17 protein-coding genes and 2 pseudogenes are annotated in these 17,362 nt (G+C 44.2%); 10 read left to right on the forward strand and 9 right to left on the reverse strand.

Features of this window, described 5'->3' with window-relative positions; genetic code table 11:
• Positions 1 to 44 precede the first annotated feature (44 nt).
• The 4 genes from DRW41_RS07660 (at position 45) to DRW41_RS07675 (ending at position 4,401) form a co-directional block, all read left to right on the forward strand.
• Entirely contained in the window at positions 45 to 992 is a 948-nt protein-coding gene (locus DRW41_RS07660) for a ring-cleaving dioxygenase (RefSeq protein WP_115451376.1), read from the forward strand.
• A gap of 49 nt (positions 993 to 1,041) precedes the next feature.
• Positions 1,042 to 1,989 carry a ring-cleaving dioxygenase gene (locus tag DRW41_RS07665; protein WP_115451377.1) on the forward strand — a complete coding sequence of 316 codons (948 nt, stop codon included), beginning with the start codon at positions 1,042 to 1,044 and terminating at the stop codon, positions 1,987 to 1,989.
• A 149-nt stretch (positions 1,990 to 2,138) separates the two neighbouring features.
• Entirely contained in the window at positions 2,139 to 2,912 is a 774-nt protein-coding gene (locus tag DRW41_RS07670; RefSeq protein ID WP_115451378.1) for a sensor domain-containing diguanylate cyclase, read from the forward strand.
• A gap of 289 nt (positions 2,913 to 3,201) precedes the next feature.
• Positions 3,202 to 4,401, forward strand: a complete 1,200-nt coding sequence (locus tag DRW41_RS07675) for an MFS transporter (protein ID WP_115451639.1) — start codon at positions 3,202 to 3,204, stop codon at positions 4,399 to 4,401.
• A gap of 61 nt (positions 4,402 to 4,462) precedes the next feature.
• Here DRW41_RS07675 and DRW41_RS07680 read toward each other — a convergent pair.
• A pseudogene (locus DRW41_RS07680) lies at positions 4,463 to 4,905 on the reverse strand (cell wall hydrolase).
• Positions 4,906 to 5,043: 138 nt separating this feature from the next.
• On the opposite strand from DRW41_RS07680, the gene DRW41_RS07685 reads away from it, so the two are divergent.
• From DRW41_RS07685 to DRW41_RS07695, 3 genes are all read left to right on the forward strand, one after another.
• Entirely contained in the window at positions 5,044 to 6,042 is a 999-nt protein-coding gene (locus tag DRW41_RS07685) for a DoxX family membrane protein (RefSeq protein ID WP_245959372.1), read from the forward strand.
• A 132-nt stretch (positions 6,043 to 6,174) separates the two neighbouring features.
• Entirely contained in the window at positions 6,175 to 6,684 is a 510-nt protein-coding gene (locus DRW41_RS07690) for a hypothetical protein (RefSeq protein ID WP_115451379.1), read from the forward strand.
• 139 nt (positions 6,685 to 6,823) lie between these two features.
• Positions 6,824 to 7,351, forward strand: a complete 528-nt coding sequence (locus DRW41_RS07695; RefSeq protein WP_245959373.1) for a GNAT family N-acetyltransferase — start codon at positions 6,824 to 6,826, stop codon at positions 7,349 to 7,351.
• 50 nt (positions 7,352 to 7,401) lie between these two features.
• Here the strand turns inward: DRW41_RS07695 and DRW41_RS07700 are convergent, their stop codons facing one another.
• Positions 7,402 to 7,545 carry a twin-arginine translocase TatA/TatE family subunit gene (locus DRW41_RS07700; RefSeq protein ID WP_115451642.1) on the reverse strand — a complete coding sequence of 48 codons (144 nt, stop codon included), beginning with the start codon at positions 7,543 to 7,545 and terminating at the stop codon, positions 7,402 to 7,404.
• Between the two features lie 135 nt (positions 7,546 to 7,680).
• On the opposite strand from DRW41_RS07700, the gene tnpB reads away from it, so the two are divergent.
• Positions 7,681 to 8,829, forward strand: coding sequence for an IS200/IS605 family element RNA-guided endonuclease TnpB (tnpB, locus tag DRW41_RS07705; protein ID WP_115451380.1), 1,149 nt, complete (start codon positions 7,681 to 7,683; stop codon positions 8,827 to 8,829).
• A 46-nt stretch (positions 8,830 to 8,875) separates the two neighbouring features.
• On the opposite strand, the pseudogene DRW41_RS23875 reads toward tnpB, so the two are convergent.
• From DRW41_RS23875 to DRW41_RS07720, 4 genes and pseudogenes are all read right to left on the reverse strand, one after another.
• Positions 8,876 to 8,977: pseudogene (locus DRW41_RS23875) on the reverse strand (twin-arginine translocase TatA/TatE family subunit); the annotation flags it as partial.
• Positions 8,978 to 9,357: 380 nt separating this feature from the next.
• Entirely contained in the window at positions 9,358 to 9,561 is a 204-nt protein-coding gene (locus DRW41_RS07710) for a YbdD/YjiX family protein (protein WP_115451381.1), read from the reverse strand.
• The gene (locus DRW41_RS07715; protein ID WP_281272290.1) at positions 9,554 to 11,668 is read right to left on the reverse strand and encodes a carbon starvation CstA family protein; all 2,115 of its coding nucleotides are present in this window, start codon (positions 11,666 to 11,668) and stop codon (positions 9,554 to 9,556) included. Before DRW41_RS07715 ends, DRW41_RS07710 begins: the two co-directional genes overlap by 8 nt.
• A 213-nt stretch (positions 11,669 to 11,881) precedes the next feature.
• Positions 11,882 to 13,012, reverse strand: coding sequence for a substrate-binding domain-containing protein (locus tag DRW41_RS07720; protein WP_245959374.1), 1,131 nt, complete (start codon positions 13,010 to 13,012; stop codon positions 11,882 to 11,884).
• Between the two features lie 192 nt (positions 13,013 to 13,204).
• On the opposite strand from DRW41_RS07720, the gene DRW41_RS07725 reads away from it, so the two are divergent.
• Positions 13,205 to 13,897 (forward strand): ABC transporter permease, encoded by a 693-nt coding sequence (locus DRW41_RS07725; protein WP_115451382.1) that lies wholly within the window; start codon positions 13,205 to 13,207, stop codon positions 13,895 to 13,897.
• Positions 13,894 to 14,613 (forward strand): ABC transporter ATP-binding protein, encoded by a 720-nt coding sequence (locus tag DRW41_RS07730; RefSeq protein ID WP_115451383.1) that lies wholly within the window; start codon positions 13,894 to 13,896, stop codon positions 14,611 to 14,613. Before DRW41_RS07725 ends, DRW41_RS07730 begins: the two co-directional genes overlap by 4 nt.
• Before the next feature lie 104 nt (positions 14,614 to 14,717).
• Here the strand turns inward: DRW41_RS07730 and DRW41_RS07735 are convergent, their stop codons facing one another.
• The 3 genes from DRW41_RS07735 to DRW41_RS07745 are packed head-to-tail and all read right to left on the reverse strand — an operon-like array spanning position 14,718 to position 17,264.
• Entirely contained in the window at positions 14,718 to 15,506 is a 789-nt protein-coding gene (locus tag DRW41_RS07735; RefSeq protein ID WP_115451384.1) for an ABC transporter permease, read from the reverse strand.
• A 2-nt stretch (positions 15,507 to 15,508) separates the two neighbouring features.
• Positions 15,509 to 16,291, reverse strand: coding sequence for an ABC transporter permease (locus DRW41_RS07740; protein WP_115451385.1), 783 nt, complete (start codon positions 16,289 to 16,291; stop codon positions 15,509 to 15,511).
• Positions 16,254 to 17,264 carry an ABC transporter ATP-binding protein gene (locus DRW41_RS07745; RefSeq protein WP_115451386.1) on the reverse strand — a complete coding sequence of 337 codons (1,011 nt, stop codon included), beginning with the start codon at positions 17,262 to 17,264 and terminating at the stop codon, positions 16,254 to 16,256. The genes DRW41_RS07740 and DRW41_RS07745 overlap by 38 nt, the downstream gene beginning before the upstream one ends.
• Between the last annotated feature and the right edge of the window lie 98 nt (positions 17,265 to 17,362).

Here is a 17,362-nt window from a genome sequence, read left to right on the forward strand (position 1 = left end):
CGAAATCTAGATTCTTGAGATAAAAATAAAAGGGAGTGCTATGAATGAGTAAGAAAACAATGGGAATACATCATATAACGGCGATTGTAGGTCATCCACAAGAGAACGCAGATTTTTATGCAGGGGTTCTAGGATTGCGTTTAGTTAAAAAGACTGTGAATTTTGATGATCCAGGTACGTATCATCTCTATTTCGGCAATGAAGGTGGAAAGCCGGGAACAATTATTACGTTTTTTCCATGGGTCGGTGCATACCAAGGCAGAATAGGAGATGGGCAAGTGGGAATCACTTCCTATGCTGTTCCTAAAGGAAGCCTTCGATTTTGGGAAGAAAGGCTAGGGAAGTTCAATATACCATTTATAAAAATTACCCGCTTTGGGGAGCAATATTTAGAATTTGATGACCCGCATGGCCTGCGTCTTGCACTAGTTGAAAGAGAAGAAGGGGAGGTTAACACCTGGTCGATTGGAAATATTACTCCTGAAGTTGCCATTAAAGGTTTTGGAGGGGCAACCTTACTTTCGGCTCAGCCAAAAAAGACAGCCGAGTTGTTGGAAACTGTAATGGGATTGGAACGAATTGCGGAGGAAGGCGATATGGTCCGGTTCCGTTCTACTGCAGATATTGGGAACATCATTGATTTAAAAATGACCCCTGTTGGCCGCGGACAAATGGGAGTAGGAACCGTCCACCACATAGCATGGCGAGCAATCGATGACCAAGACCAGCTTGAATGGAAGGAATATGTTGAAAGCTTCGGTTATGGGGTCACTCCTGTTCAGGACCGAAACTACTTTAACGCCATTTATTTTAGGGAGCATGGGGAAATATTGTTTGAAATAGCAACAGATCCTCCAGGATTTGCCCATGACGAATCCTATGAGACGATGGGTGAGCAATTAATGCTGCCAGAACGATATGAGCAATACCGCGATAGGATAGAAAGGTCTGTCCTTCCTTTCGAAATCAGGAATTTAGACGAAAAGCTTTAGTTGATCCGCCAATGCACAGTACTGAGCTCAACTGAAGGAGGAAGCAGGTATGCAAAAAACAGCCGGGATTCATCATATTACCGCGATGGTGAATGATGCTCAAAGAACGATTGATTTCTACTCTGGCGTACTTGGGCTAAGGCTTGTAAAGAAGACAATCAATTTCGACCGTCCGGAAGTATATCATCTTTACTTTGGAAATGAATCGGGCGGACCGGGAACTGTTATTACATTCTTTCCGTGGGAAAAACAGTTAAAAGGCCGTATTGGTACTGGCCAAGTAGGCTCAACAAGTTACGTCATCCCAAAAGACTCACTCGCCTTTTGGGAAGCACGTCTTAAGAAATTTAGGATAAAAACTTATTCGACTATTCGATTCGGTGAAAGATATTTAAGCTTCCAGGATCCTGATGGGCTTGAAATTGAATTCGTAGAAAGAACCGAGGGGCCAGTCAATAATTGGAGCTTTGGTGAAATTCACCCAGACGTTGCCATTAAAGGATTTGGCGGAGCGACCTTGATTTCGGCGCAGCCAAATAAAACTGCTGATGTTCTTGAGAATATACTGGGGCTCCAATTGATTGGGCAGGAAGAGGGTTTCTTAAGATTTAAAGCAAATTCCGACCTTGGAAACACAATTGATATCAAGCTTACTCCATCGGTTCGAGGGCTGATGGGAGCTGGAACTGTTCACCATATTGCCTGGAGAGCAAGTGATGAAGAAGACCATAACCGGTGGAGATCACTTCTTGAGGAAAAAGGATATTATCCAACAGAAATTAGGGACCGAAATTATTTTAAAGCTATCTATTTTCATGAAGAAGGTGGAATCCTATTTGAAATAGCTACCGACGAGCCTGGCTTTGCAGTTGATGAACCAATTGATGAACTTGGGGGAAAATTGATGCTCCCATCTTGGTTTGAAACAAAGCGGGAAGAATTGAAGGATATGTTGCCCCCTGTAGAAGTCCGGGTATTTGAGGAAGATATAAAATGATGCACATTTTTCAAAAAAGAAAAGGAATTGGACATGTTCCGAAAAAAATTTCTCCATTCGAAAAATGATTGAGAATACCTATAGGGAATGGCAATGGATTTAGACTTCTGACTCACAGCAAAGGGGTAGCCGGATGGATCTGAAAGTAGATGATTTATCAAATATTGGGCGTAATGCGTTTGAATTATTCGGAAAACAAAAACGATATTGAACAAAAACTCTTCATTATGATGGACGGTTTTGATGCTTACAAACCTGTTACTTTTGTAGAACGGTTTATCCGCTATGACTATAAACAGTTTTATGCAGAGGTTACAGCCTTGCCGATTATTTATAATGGGGAAGCTGTTATGCAGATTCTATTAAGGGATGTAACAGTCAGAAAAAAATATGAGAAGGAACTTGAAAATCTGGCTTATTATGATTCGTTGACCGGACTTAGAAATAGGCGCAGTTTCATGGAGATTCTTGAACAGGGTATTTTATCTGCGAGTAAAATAAAGGAACAGCTTGCATTATTTTATGTAGATATTGATAAATTCAAGGAAATTAACGATTCATTAGGCCACGATGCAGGGGATGAGCTGCTTAAACAGTTTTCGCAGCGCTTGGTAAATAATTTAAGGGAAGAAAGTATCATTGGCCGATTAGGTGGCGATGAATTCGTAGTTTTAATTAGAGGCGTTAAAAATAGTAAGAGTGTTTATAAAATTGTAGAGAGGCTATATAAGGCGCTCCAGCTGGAATATACCATCAGTGGCCACAGGATTGTAGCAACAGCAAGTATCGGTATCTCGCTATACCCCAAAAATGGAGCGAGCAGTGAAATATTAATTAAACATGCTGACGAAGCATTATACTTAGCCAAAGAAACTAGAAACCAGTACCATTTCCATAGTATATCACGTATTAATGAGCAGTAAGCCCTCACAGATGGCTGTTCTATGAAGAGGAAAGCTCATTAAGTTGGCTTTAATTTTAAAATATATCTTTAGTTTGAGATATGTTAATTAGAGATATATTTTTGAAGGATTGGTAGAGTTAAAGAAGCTGCAAAGAAGCTTTCAGCAGTAGCTGTTTAATAGTAGATACTTTAAAAGTTAACCAAACAAATGCTAACCGGAACTTGCTACTGGTTAGCTTTGTTTCTTAAAGAAGCATAGAACAATGAATTTAGAAAGGGTAATATAAATGATTTTTGATAAGGGTGGTCTGAAAAATCCATATCTAAAAATGGCAATGGGTTTATATTTCAATTATTTGCTATTAGGTATGGTCAATGTAATTATTGCATCCAATATGAATTTTTTATCTCAACAATTAAATACAGGCAGTGCGGAAATTAGTTTTTTGATTTCTGCTATTGGGATAGGTAAATTAGTTGCATTAAGTTTTTCTGGACGGCTTTCTGATAAGGTGGGGAGAAAGCCCCTTGTCGTAAGTGCATCATTTATATATGTTATTTTTCTAGTTGGTATTCCTCTTGCACCAAACTATCATGTTGCTTTCGTTTTTGCGATTATTTCGGGCATTTGTAATTCAATTATGGATTCAGGGGCATATCCCGCTCTAATCGATGCTTTTCCTAAAAATTCTGGGTCCGCCATGGTACTGCTGAAAGCCTTTATCTCCTTTGGGGCAACCCTTTTGCCTATTCTGGTGGTATTCATTATTTCAAACAATCTATTTTATGGATTTGCCTTTTTTGTTCCTGCGGCAGCTTACCTTATCAACGGTTTTTTCCTTACATTAGCTATATTTCCAAAGCATAATGTGGGTAAGTATGATTACTATTCAGTGGATTACAGTTCTATACGAAAGAGCTTTTCAATTAAGCCCATGTTCTGGAGAGAAGGTATAGGAGTCATCTTGATTGGCTTTAGTTCAGTTGCTTTGTTTATGATTATCCAAACCTGGCTTCCAACTTACGGCCAGCAGATAGTAGGGCTGGGTAAGGAGGCGGCAGTTGGATTATTAAGCTATTATAGCATTGGAGGATTAATTTCAGTCCTTCTGCTCACAATCCTGTTTAAAAAGGGAATAAAGCCTATAACCGTAATGATCGTTTATCCGTCTATAGCTTTTATTACGTTACTAGCCATGTTAGCTCTTCCATACCGAGTAGTGATTATGGTCTGTGCATTCGTTTTAGGATTTTCAACTTCAGGAATTTTTCAATTAGCTGTTACGATTATGGCTGAATTTTTCCCGGATACAAAAGGCACGAGTACCGCATATGTCAGCATTGCTTCTAGCCTGGCGTTTATTGTTATTCCATTTATTACAGGAATGATGACAAAGTATTTTAGCGTAACGTCAGTATTTATTTTTGATCTTGCCTTAGCAATCTTAACTATATTACTGGGAATCAATTTATCCTTCCGGTATAAGAGAGTATTTAATATGCATTAAATAGGCTCGATACATAAAGGGAAATGGGTGAAGAATAAAAGCTTACCCAATAGAGTAAGCTTCATCCTCCCGTATAAATGCTTTCACATGTCCCGGCTGCCGGTTCATAGTAGCAATGGTTTTTGAATTGGCCGGAAAAGGCTGGTCGAACCATGTTGGAGGGCACGGAGCGTATGGATTGAAGTACCATAGGGCAAATTTCGCCGGGTGCTCTCTCCAATACTCCAAGTTCTGCCTTGCCAACCGTTTTTCAACTTCTCTTGCCCGTTGATAAAACACATTCCCTTTCTGCACTGCTTCAAAGGAAAAATTTCCTCCCTGTACATGAAAAATCACCTGGCGAATTGTCCTCACATCCCTGAAGTCTGAACACTCTGCTTTGGCACGGTTGACAATTACATTTCCCACATACAGCATACCCTGTTTTCCTTCGCCCTCGGCTTCCGCTCTCATCATCCTTGCCATTAAGGCAACGTCCGCGTCCGTGTATTTAACTCTCGCCATATTTTCACCCCAAGATATAGTATGAAGAACGCCTATATTGGTGTAGGTCTTTTTTTAAAAAGCAGAATTTAATAAATAAGGTTCGAAAGCCCCCGGATTGAGGAATAATAAAAGGACATACCAAAGGGGGGGGTACTTGTGAAGAAAAAAATGGTGCAGGGAATCGTTTTATTGGGGGTATTGCTTATACCCTTTCTTACATATGCACATGTTAAATGGTTTGCCGAAGTGAAGCCGGAGAGGGAGTCCATTGAGAATATCCTTTCACCGTTATTTATTTCGGTGGCTTTGCTTTGTGCAGTTCTCCTCGCAGTGTTATCGCAAGTGATGCACAAACTGACCGATTTTGCATTTGCGAAGAGAATAGACCTGTGGCTGGAAAAGCGAAGGGCTTATTCCCACCAACTGTTAAAGTACGGGACCGCGCTGGCGTTGCTGCTGCAAGTTTTTTCAGGGACGACGTTTGCTCCCGAATTCCATATAGCACATACCTGGGAAACCGTATTGATGTGGGCGGCCATCATCCTGCTGGTTATCCCTCACCACATATCAACCAAGTTAGGCGCAATCGTGCTTTTCATCCTTTTTGTAAACGTGACAATGACCGCGGGCTGGTTCCATATGCTCGATTATGGCTTTTACCTCGCCATTATTGGCGTTTTACTGGTCGGGAAAACGAAGTGGGAGGATTGGGGCTTCCCGTTTTTATATCTTGGTACGGGTTTAAGTCTGTGCTGGGTGGCGGTTGAAAAATGGGTGTTCCCGAATATGACGCATCAAATCATCCAGCATCACCACGTGCCAACCTTTGGTTTTCCGGCTGATACGTTCACGGTTCTTGCTGCATTTATCGAATTTGTAGTCGGTTATTTACTAGTCGTAGGTATTTTAAATCGAATCCTTGCGGTAGTCGTGACAATCCTATTCATCCTGACGACAATGATCTTTGGCTACACCGAAATTGTTGGCCATGCCATGGTCCATATTGTGTTGCTTATTTTTATAATCGAGGGAGTATCCTTTTATCAACCGCCGATCCAAATGCACAAAACGAAACTGGATCAAATGGTTTTCGTATTCCTGAATTTCATTTTTGTTCTTTCGACGTTTTTGCTGATATATTATAGGTTTGCTTAAGAGGTTTTTAAAAATAATCATTTAGAACGAATGGCCAAGCGGAATTTTCCGATTGGCTTCTTTTTTGTTTGGCCTGCATTTTTTTGCAACTTTCTTCCAACTTTTTCGTAAGACAGACAAGAGGTGATCCAAATGGACAAACAGACATTATATGTGTCGGATAACTTTTTCTCTGCTGGACGGACAGATGTATATAATGGGTTAAAGGAGAAGGTTGGAGAAGTCGATTTAAGGAGTATGTTCACCGCCGGATTGGATGTCCTTAACAAGGAAGGGGAGATTATCGTTAGCGGCAAGTTCCCCTTCTTAAGCCGGAGATGGATTGTCACTGGTTCAGATGGACAAGAAATCGGTAATCTAAGGGCAAAGTTCGCATTATTTTCGAGAAGGTATCAATATAACACCGAAGCAGGCCGGGTTTTCGAGATTGAGTCGGAGGCCTTTTCCAACCTTTATCTCCTTTATGATGAGAATGGGAACGAGGCAGGCCGTTTTGAAAAAATCAGCGGATTCTTTTCGGCTGCTGCATTTCAGTTGACCAGCTCGGATGAAGGGCTGGATGTATATGAAATGATTGCCGTTGTCATGGGCGTCAATGCCATCCAAAAGGCGGCCAGGAGCGCTAGGAATGCCGCTCACTAACAACAAAAAATGGACTTTAGGGATGAAACCATAGGGTGTTTTAAGATGCGCCTAACTTGTTGTAAAATATAGGTAAGAATGAAGACTTAGTGCAGGTACAACGTTTGGTGAAGATTACGTAAAAAAAGGGGGATGCTATTTGAAGAGTTTAAGTGAGAAATATACGATTCGGGCAGGGACCGTCGCAGATTCGAAAGGAACTTTTGAAGTGCAAAAAGCGGTCATTGCCGAGGGCGGTTATCTTATGACGGCTCTAGAGGAATTCAATAAAACCATCGACCAGCACGAAGAGTGGATAAAGAGGCTTACGAACAGTGAACGGGAAGCACTTTTTGTTGCCGAAAGAGACGGAGAAATTGCCGGTTTTATCATGTTTCAATCACCCGATCGGAAAAGGGCCGCCCATACTGGCACTTTTGGAATTATGATCAGTAAAGAGCACAGGGACCAAGGGCTTGGCAAATTGCTTTTAAAAACGCTCCTCGACTGGGCGGAAAAGCACCCTCTCATCGAAAAGGTAAGCCTCGCTGTTTTTTCTACAAACGAAAGGGCCATTGCTTTATATAAGAAATTTGGGTTCATAGAAGAAGGGCGCAAGGTCAATGAAGTAAAGTTTGGCGAGAATGAGTATGCGGATGACATCCTTATGTACAAATCAGTGAAATAATAAAAAGGCACGATACTCCTTAAACAGCGGGTACCGTGCCTTCTTTCAATCTATTTTTTCGTAGTGTCCTCTTCGCCAGCTTTGGTGATTTCCTTTTTGATCTCATCCGTAAGCCCTTCGGAAGCCCGTTTAAACTCACGAACCGACCTTCCGACTGCGCGGCCGATTTCAGGTAATTTATCTTGCTCCTGCAGAAGACTCCTTCTTCAATTTTGTGCAGGGCGCAGCCAAAAAATAAGCGGGAGATGAATGGCGATAGGTGGTAGCCAAAGTATGCCCGTTTGGTATACAATAGAGGTAGAACAAATGTTCCGATTGGAGGTAGGAACTTGAAGAAAAGAGCCTATAAATTCCGAATTTACCCAAGCAAACACCAAGAAATTCTCATCGCAAAAACAATCGGCTGTTCTCGATTTGTTTTTAACCACTTCCTCAGCAAATGGAACGACACCTATAAGGAAACAGGAAAAGGTTTGTCTTATTATAAATGTTCTTCCAGGCTGCCTTCCCTGAAAAAGGAACTCCCTTGGCTAAAAGAAGTAGACAGCACGGCCATCCAGACCTCACTCAGACACCTGTCGGATGCGTTTGACCGATTCTTCAAGAAACAAAACAACGCCCCGCGCTTTAAATCAAAGAAAAACAATGCCCAATCGTATACGAGTAAACAGACAAACGGCAATATAGCTATAGTCGGCAAGAAGGTAAAACTGCCAAAACTCGGCCTCGTCCGGTTTGCCAAAAGCCAGGAAATCAAGGGACGGATTTTGAATGCGACCATCAGGCGTACCCCATCAGGCAAATACTTTGTTTCCGTCCTAACCGAGGAAGAGATAAAACCGTTGGATAAAACCGGCTCAATCGTTGGAATCGATCTGGGTTTAAAGGATTTTGCCATACTTTCCGATGGAACCACTTATAGGAATCTTAAATTCTTCCGGACGTTGGAAGAAAAATTAGGCAAGGCACAACGCATCCTGTCACGAAGGAAGGAACAGGCCATAAAACAGCAGAAACCACTCGCAGATGCCAGAAATTATCAAAAACAAAAACTGGAAGTTGCCAGGCTTCACGAACGGATTGCAAATGCAAGAAAGGACTTCTTGCACAAAACCTCCACCGAAATCATCAAAAACCACGATGTGATCGGAACCGAGGACCTGAAAGTCAGCAATCTCCTGAAGAATGCAAAGCTCGCAAAATCAATCAGCGAAGTCTCATGGTCGCAATTCTGTGTGATGCTCGATTATAAAGCAAAATGGTACGGAAAGAAGATTGTCGTGGTTTCCAAAACATTTGCTTCAAGCCAATTGTGTTCCGCGTGCGGCCATCAGAACAAAGACGTTAAGAATCTCCATCTGCGGGAATGGGAATGCCCGCTCTGTGGAACGCACCATGACCGGGATATTAACGCAGGGAAAAACCTTCGGGACGAAGCCATTCGCCTCCTAACTGCCGGAACGGCAGGGATAGCCTAATCAATTAGAAGCCATTAGGTTTCTTTACTTAGGAATCCCCCTCCTCAACAGCGTTAGCTGTAGGTGGGAGAGGTTCAATAGGGCCAAAAACGATAAGCGCTACAATTAGGATCAAAATCATTCCTGGTACACCGATATTTGAAAGCATCGTCTCATCTCCTGGTGGAATTGTCTCCAGTCATACAAGACAAGTATATCCTTTTTTAAAAAAAGAGGACTACCGTGGGCTTCATCCAAACAATAAATAGGCCCGTACCCAATGAAAGCTTGGATACGGGTTTTCCTTTTTTATTCTCTAGTAAATTTTAAAATTAAAACTTCTGGGTAACTCGAAACCAGTTATTGTAATCCAGCTCCACAAGGAAAGCTACGGTAGCATAGCATCGCACGAAGGGAAAGTGTTTTTCTTTTCCGAGGAGCGCCTAGCCCCTCGAGGTCATAAGCCGATTCCCTCCGGAGGGCAGACCCATCCTGCGGGCCCCGTCATATGCTGGTCGGGGCTGCCCAAGGCGCTTCCGCATTTTGTTCCTAGCAGCACCTTGATACTTTGCCGCCCTTGGCATTATAACGGGCGTCCTGTGCTTCGCAGAAGAATTCCTTTCTAGTTTTAACAGGCTGGTCTGGGTGTTCGGACTTCATATGTTCAACATATCTCTCATAACTCGGGACCCCGACGAGAAGTGAAATAAATTGTTTCCGGTATGCGAGCATGTCTTTCAGTCTATTAAGCATAATGTTTCAAGTCTCCATCCCCGCGTGGAACGTATGGTGATTCATGCAGTTCCAGCTTCTGGTTTTTCAGTACCTTCATCCAAATCCTTAAGGCCGAGATTAGGACCGCGATCACGACCACCATGAAGAATCCGCAAAGGGCGGCATCAATATAGTCGTTCAAAAGGACCTGCCTCATTTGCGCCTCGCTAGCCGCGGGGGCAAGAACCTTGCCTTCATCCAATGCCTGGCCGAATACCTTGGCGTGGGCGAGGAATCCGATTTTTGGATTCTCGTGGAAAAGCTTCTGCCAGCCGGCCGTCATGGTAACGATCAAAATCCAGGTTGTCGGCACAAGGGTGACCCATACATACGCTTTTTTGCCCATTTTGAAAAGAACGGTTGTCCCGAGCAGAAGGGCGATAGCGGCAAGCATTTGGTTCGCGATGCCAAACAGCGGCCATAGTGTATTGATTCCGCCAAGCGGGTCGATAACCCCCTGGTAAAGGAAATATCCCCAGAATAAGACGCAAAGCGTTGTCGCGATAATGTTTGGAATGAGGGCATCGGTCTTTGCGAATGGCTTGTACACATTGCCAATCAAATCCTGGATAATGAAGCGGCCGACGCGTGTGCCGGCGTCAATCGTCGTCAGGATGAACAGGGCTTCAAACAGGATGGCAAAGTGGTACCAGAACGCCATCAGCGCTTTGCCGCCAATTACTTTTGAGAAAATAAACGCCATGCCGATTGCCAGTGTCGGCGCGCCGCCTGTCCGGGAAAGGATTGTTTGCTCCCCGACATCATCGGCAAGTGCCGTCAAATCATCAGGCGTGACCGTGAATCCCATGTTTGAAACAGCGGTGGCGGCCTGTACCGCATCCGTTCCAATTACCGCGGGCGGGCTGTTGATCGCAAAATAAATCCCCGGCGTCAGCACGCAGGCTGCAATCATCGCCATGACGGCAACAAACGATTCAGTCAGCATCGCGCCATAGCCAATTGGCTGGGCGTGCGATTCGCGTTCGATCATCTTTGGCGTCGTGCCCGACGAAATCAATGAGTGAAAGCCCGAGACGGCGCCGCATGCAATGGTGATAAACAAAAACGGGAACATATTGCCGGCGAATACCGGGCCAGTGCCATCAATGAACTTTGTCACGCCAGGCATATGTAGATCCGGGGCGACAATCAGGATGCCCAAAGCCAGTCCGAAAATAACGCCGACTTTCAGGAATGTACTTAAATAATCACGAGGCGCCAGAAGCATCCAGACAGGAAGGACGGATGCAACGAAGCCGTACACAATCATCATGATGGCGATAGCTTCGCCTGAAAACGTGAACATTTTGGCAAGCTCCGCATGCTGGGAAACATATTGTCCTCCATAAATCGATAAAAGAAGAAGGATTCCCCCCATGATCGAGGCTTCACCCACGCGCCCCGGACGGATATAGCGCATATAGAATCCCATCAGGATCGCAATCGGGATGGTCGCCGCGATTGTGAACATGCCCCACGGGCTTCCTACAAGCGCCTTGACAACGACCAACGCCAATACGGCCAATAATATAATCATGATTCCTAAAATGCCGACCATGGCGATGACCCCTGTGACAGGGCCGATTTCTTCCTTGATCATTTCCCCAAGCGATTTGCCGTTGCGGCGCATCGAGCCAAACAGAATGACAAAGTCCTGGACAGCACCAGCAAGCACAACGCCGACGACAATCCATAAAGTTCCCGGGAGATACCCCATTTGGGCAGCGAGGATTGGGCCAACAAGCGGGCCTGCGCCGGCAATCGCGGCAAAGTGATGGCCGAAAAGAACCCATTTGTTCGTCGGGACATAATCTTTTCCGTCATTGTTCACTTCCGCCGGAGTTTTCCGGTTGTCATCCAGCTCGAATACTTTCCTTGCGATGAACTTGCTGTAAAAACGGTATGCGATTGCATAAACACAGATGGCGGCTGTTACGAGCCAGATTGCATTGATGGTTTCTCCACTATTTAGAGCCAGGACCCCGAAGGCCGCTGCCCCCAAAGCGGAAATCAACCCCCAAATAATGATCGACTTTAATGCTTTAATGATACTCCCCACCTTTTCTGTTTTTTGTGTATCCAACATGAATTATATTACACTATTCAGAATTTTTGAATAAATAAATGTCGACTTGTGAAAAAATAAGGAAAAGATACTAGGATATTCTACTAGGAGCAGGTAGAGGTGTTTTTTAAAAAAAAGCAAAAAAACCGCTTGCTTAGGCATAACGGGTACTAAAGTAACCCGTTAGCTTCGGTTGGCGGCTTTTTCGTTTCTATAATCTTTGTAAAATATTAATTAGCGTTTTGAAGCATTCGGAACGAATAGAGGCTTTCCGAACTTCGTTTTTCCATACTTGCCAATGATTTTCTGGCCTTCATCACCCACCAGGAAGTCAATGAATGCTTTGCTTGCATTTGGTTTCTTCGTGCTTTTTACCCGGATGACTCCGTATGGGTTCAGGAGCTCGTCCTGGCCTTCCGCCAAACGGACAAGGGATGTCTTGTTCGTCAGGAAGGTTGCTTCGTCTGTAAGCGTGTATCCTCCAAGCTCGTCAGCCATGCGGAGTGTATCCCCCATGCCGAGGCCAGCCTTTTTATACCATTTGCCTTCAGGAGTGATGCCGGCATTTTTCCAAAGCGTAAGTTCTTTTTTGTGGGTGCCTGAATCATCGCCCCTGGAAATGAAAATCGCTTCTTTATCCACGATTTTTTGCAATGCGGATTTAACAGTTTTCGAGTCTTTAATTTTCGCGGGATCATCTTTTGGCCCCACAATCAGGAATTGGTTGTACATCAGGCTATAGGCTAGGTCCCCATATTTATCGCTGACAAACTTGTCTTCGCTCTTCCGGTCGTGGACGAGGATGACATCCGCATCGCCCTGTTCGCCCATTTTAATTGCCTGGCCTGTTCCGACGGCAATGACTTTTACATCAACATTGTACTTTGCTTCAAATATTGGAATGATTGTGTCGAGCAATCCTGAATCCTGTGTGCTCGTTGTAGTTGCAAGGGTGATCGATCCTTCAAGCTTTGGTTTAGGCGCTGGTTTAGGAGCAGGTGCCGGTTTGGTTGCGACAGGCTTCGAAGCTGGTTTAGGTGCCGGTTTTGCTGCCTGGACTGGTACATCTTTCGTATATTTCTTGGACACATACCCGTACTTTCCATTCCACTTCACTTTAAGCCATTTATCCGCAACCTGGACAACACTCAATTCCTGGCCTTTTTTGGCGGTCCCAATTATTCCGTAATTGGTGCCGGCCCCTTTGCGGACGTTGAGGTTCACGGTTGTTTTTACTTTTTTAACCACACTGGCCGTTGCGGTGCTTTTGGACGTGCTGGGTGTTGCGGCCATAGACGGTGTAGCAAGGTTGAAGATGAGCAAAAGGGCGGTCAAAACGGACAAAAAGACATTTCTCAATTTCATTCCATAACCTCCAAGAATTTTTTTACATTCCTACCTTAATGTGTAACTCAATATTTGTAAATTAAGTTTTGTTTGGTTTCATCAGTTTTTGTTTAAGTTGTTACGGTTTTATGAAGTTTCGTATATCCGTCTAGTAAATTTTTCTAAAAGAAAATATACTATTTCCATTATTGTTAACTGGGGGAAGAGCCTATGAAAGAATGGATCCTTCTTTTTAAAAAAGATACAATCCTCGATGTTATTGCTTTATCACTTCAAGTATCCTTAACAGCTTTATTGATTGGAAGCCTGGTTGGAATTTTAATAGGAACCCTCTTGGGCATTTATCGGTTTAAGGGGAAGAATTTTATCTTATCCATCGTCTATACAATGATGGGGTTCCCTCCTGTGCTCATCGGAGTAATCGTTTACCTTCTTTTATCGAGGAAAGGGGTATTCGGTTTTGCGGAACTCCTTTTTACGCCAACGGCAATGATTATCGCGCAGGTCATTTTGGTGACACCGATTATTATGGGGCTTACCTATTCGGCCGTATCCTCGAACGTCGCCAAATATTCATCTGCGGCATTGACTCTGGGTGCCAATAAGCTGCAGCTTTGGACGGTTTTGCTTCGCCAATCGGGCAAGGGGATCATCACCGCCTGCCTGACCGCTTTTGGCAGGGCGATTTCGGAAGTCGGGGCGGTCATGCTTGTTGGCGGGAACATTGAAGGGGAGACAAGGGTCATGACGACTTCGATTATTTTAGAAACGAGGCAGGGGCATTTCGATGTCGCCCTAGCGCTTGGGGCTGTCCTGCTCCTGATCAGCTTCCTGATTAATTTCTTCATCCTTTGGAGGTTCATGCTGAGGAAAACGCCTGGCCAGGAGGTGATTGCCTTATGACGCCAATCGTATCCCTTAAGGGCCTGTCGGTAAAAACAGCCCAAAAAACGCTATTGAATATTGGTGGTTTGGATATTGAAAACGGGAAAAGGTATATTGTCATCGGGCTTAGCGGCGCGGGGAAGAGTACGCTGTTGAAGTGCATTGCATCCCTACAAAGTTTCAGTTCTGGCGAGATTATGTTGTTCGGGGAAAGGATGGCTAAACCAAACATCTACGCTTTACGGCAAAAAATGGTGTACGTGGCGCAGCATGAAGTCCTTTTCAATGGAAGCGTCGAGTACAATATTGGCCTCGGCTTGAAATTCCGTGGCGTCAGCAAGGCCCTTCGCCTGGAAAAAATAAAAGAGGTCCTCAATCTTGTAGGTCTGGCCGGCTATGAAAAGCGGAATGTAGAATCGCTATCAGGCGGGGAAATCCAGCGCGTCGCTTTGGCAAGGGCTCTTGTGACCGAACCGGAGCTGCTCCTCCTGGATGAGCCAACTGCCAACCTGGACCCATATAATGTGCAAATGATGGAGCAGGCAATCCGTGAATATTGCACGAATAACGGGGCTACTTTGATTCTGGCGACCCACAACATCAATCAGGCGAAACGGATTGGGCAATATGGACTGTTCATTGCCAATGGTGAACTAACCGAAATGGGGCAGGTTCCCGGCATGCTCGAAAATCCTGATTCGCCGCAGCTAAAGCAATTTTTAGAATGGGCGTAATATATGGAACCCCCGGTGATAAGACGGATTGCGCACCAGAGCTCGCGCTTGCCGGCAATCTTGCGGGGGTTCCTTTTTATGTATTCCTTAGATTAATAGATAGTTTAACTTAAATCCATCGTCCCTTTTACTCTTGCCTGGTAAGCAGCAAAACGAATACACCCGAGGCAAATAATGAAAAAGGCGATTCCCAATAAAAACTCCTGCCCGGCATAAACAGCGACTTGATCAAAATTTCCTTCATTCATAATCTCCTTTGTCAGCTTGACCCCTCTTGTTAATGGCATGAAGTTTGCTATGAACTGCAGCGCATTGGGCATGCTGGTCTGAGGATAATTAGCCCCGCTTAATAGAAGAAGGATACTTGCCAATAAATTGGTGAGAAGATGCATGGATGGCGTCCATAAACAAAAGCTTCCGATGATTAACCCAAGCCCGCAAGCAGAGAAAATTGAAACAGCCCAAACGAGTGCAAGGGCGCCCGCCGCTTCAACGGTAATCGATATGTCGAAAATAAAAATCCCGAATAGTAAACCGATAAATGCGGTAAACATCCCGTTTGCCACGTGCGCTAAAGAACGGGCCAAAAACATCGCAGGCTTGTTCGCCGGAGTTGCCATAATTAGCTGCAGCGTACCCATGCTCCGGTCTGAGGTAATGACGGATGTGATTCCAAACACCGAATTCATTACACACAGCAGTAAGGCATTTGCGCCTATATAGCCGGCAAGGTCCACACCATCATAAACATGCCTCACCAAAAATGAAAAAAACAGCAGTTGGCTGAGCGGCATGCAAACCATGACAAGTATATACACCTTCGGATTCAGCCAGCCAAATAATGCCCGGTAGGATAAAAAACTATGGCGAAAAAAACGCTGAATTGCCCCCATGATTAATACACCCCCAACTTTCCGTCAATACGGGCTTTTCGCTCGACAGCTTTATAGCAGAACCACGCAATCAATCCATACACAAGAGACAAGACTAGTAAAATGCCCATTGTCTGAAGAATGGCATCAGTGCCAGTGGCGGCAAGGGTCTCCCGCAACAATGCAATCGCCCATGTTGGGGGCAGTAAATATGAAAGCGGCTGAATCCAATCCGGCAAAATGGAAATCGGGAATAAAAATCCGCAAACAAAATAAATCGGGTATTCAAGGAAATTCATTAATGCTTCCGCCTGGCGGGATAACGTGAAAAACAGCGCCAAAAAGAATGAAAAGATAATCAACGCAAATACCACAAGCAAGAGTGCCAACAAAAACAGGAGGGGATGGGCGATCTCAACCTTGACACGGAAAAACACAACTAAATAGAGCACCGACAAGCCCATAGCGATAATTCCCCAGATGGTGTTCCCGACAATTTTACCAAGGAGGATAATTGAAAAGGGGGTAGGGGCAACGAAAATGTTTTCCAATGTTCCGTAAAACCGTTCCCGGTTAATATCGCTCGCGGAAGAGTAGACAATTGAGGACCACAGGGCCATAAAACCGGAACCGAGCAATACATAGTGCACGAGTGTCTCATTTGGGACGTTCCCGTATATAAAGTAGCTTAGTGTCGCGTAAAAAAGGGGGGAAATCCAGATGATGAATTGAAACATCGGACGTGCGATCGAAAGCTTCATTTGCAGATTAGCTGTTTGCCATAATGGGTGAAGAATGCTGTTCATCCTTTAATCCTCCGATCAAATGCAAATAAACATCTTCCAGGGAAGGTTCCGTAATTGAAATGTTTTGAATTCCGCTTTCACCCAACCCGCTATAAAGAAGGGAAATGACTTTTTGCGGTTCGCTGGTTTGGACACGGACAGTGGAATAGTAGTCATTTGTGGTTTCTTCAATATGTTGCAAGCTGGCATTTTTGCTTAGCAAAGATTTTGCTTTCAGTCCATTCATACAATCAAATTGGACGACCGATAGCTGGCCAACCATCTTCTTCAAATTATCGGGTGTATCTATTGCGATAAGTTCGCCTTGATTAATAAATGCAATGCGGTCACAAAGCTCATCCGCCTCTTGCATGTAATGGGTTGTCAGCACAATAGTCGTTCCTTTTTCGTTTAGCTGACGGATGACTTGCCGCAGGTTTCTGGCGCTGATTGGGTCAAGGCCGATGGAAGGCTCGTCTAAAAAAAGGATTTTTGGGTCATTAATCAACCCGCGAGCGATTTGCAGCCGCTGCTTCATCCCTTTTGAGAAAGTTTCAACACGCTGGGTGGCCGCATTCTCAAGCCCCACAAGTTGCAGCAATTCAGGGATTCGTTCCTTCTGGATGCTCCTTGGGATTTTATACAAGTCCGCAAAGTAGGTGAGATTATCATAGGCTGATAAGCGCCAGTATAAATTCCGCTCACCGCCGAGAATGAAATTGATTTGGGGCCTCAATTTGTGATTTTCAGTTTCAGCATCCAAACCAAGGATTGTGGCTTGGCCCTCCGTTGGAATGAGCATGGTCGTCAAAATTTTAATCATCGTCGTTTTCCCGGCCCCATTCGGCCCTAGCAAACCAAAGACCTCTCCTTTATTCACTTCGAATGAAATCCCTTTTAATGCTTCGATGGTTTTCTTTTTCTTTTTGAAAAGTCCCTGCTCTGCCACATACGTCCGCTTAACATTTTTAACGTTGATAATTGAAGGATTCATTTCTTCACCTCTATATTAGATGATTGTCTTATAATATGATTGTATTATAATTCTAAATATTTGCAATAAAAAAAGAACGACATTTTTTGTCGTTCTAT

Origin of the sequence: Neobacillus piezotolerans (genome assembly GCF_003362805.1) — a bacterium.
Classification (GTDB): Bacteria; Bacillota; Bacilli; order Bacillales; family Cytobacillaceae; genus Bacillus_D; species Bacillus_D piezotolerans.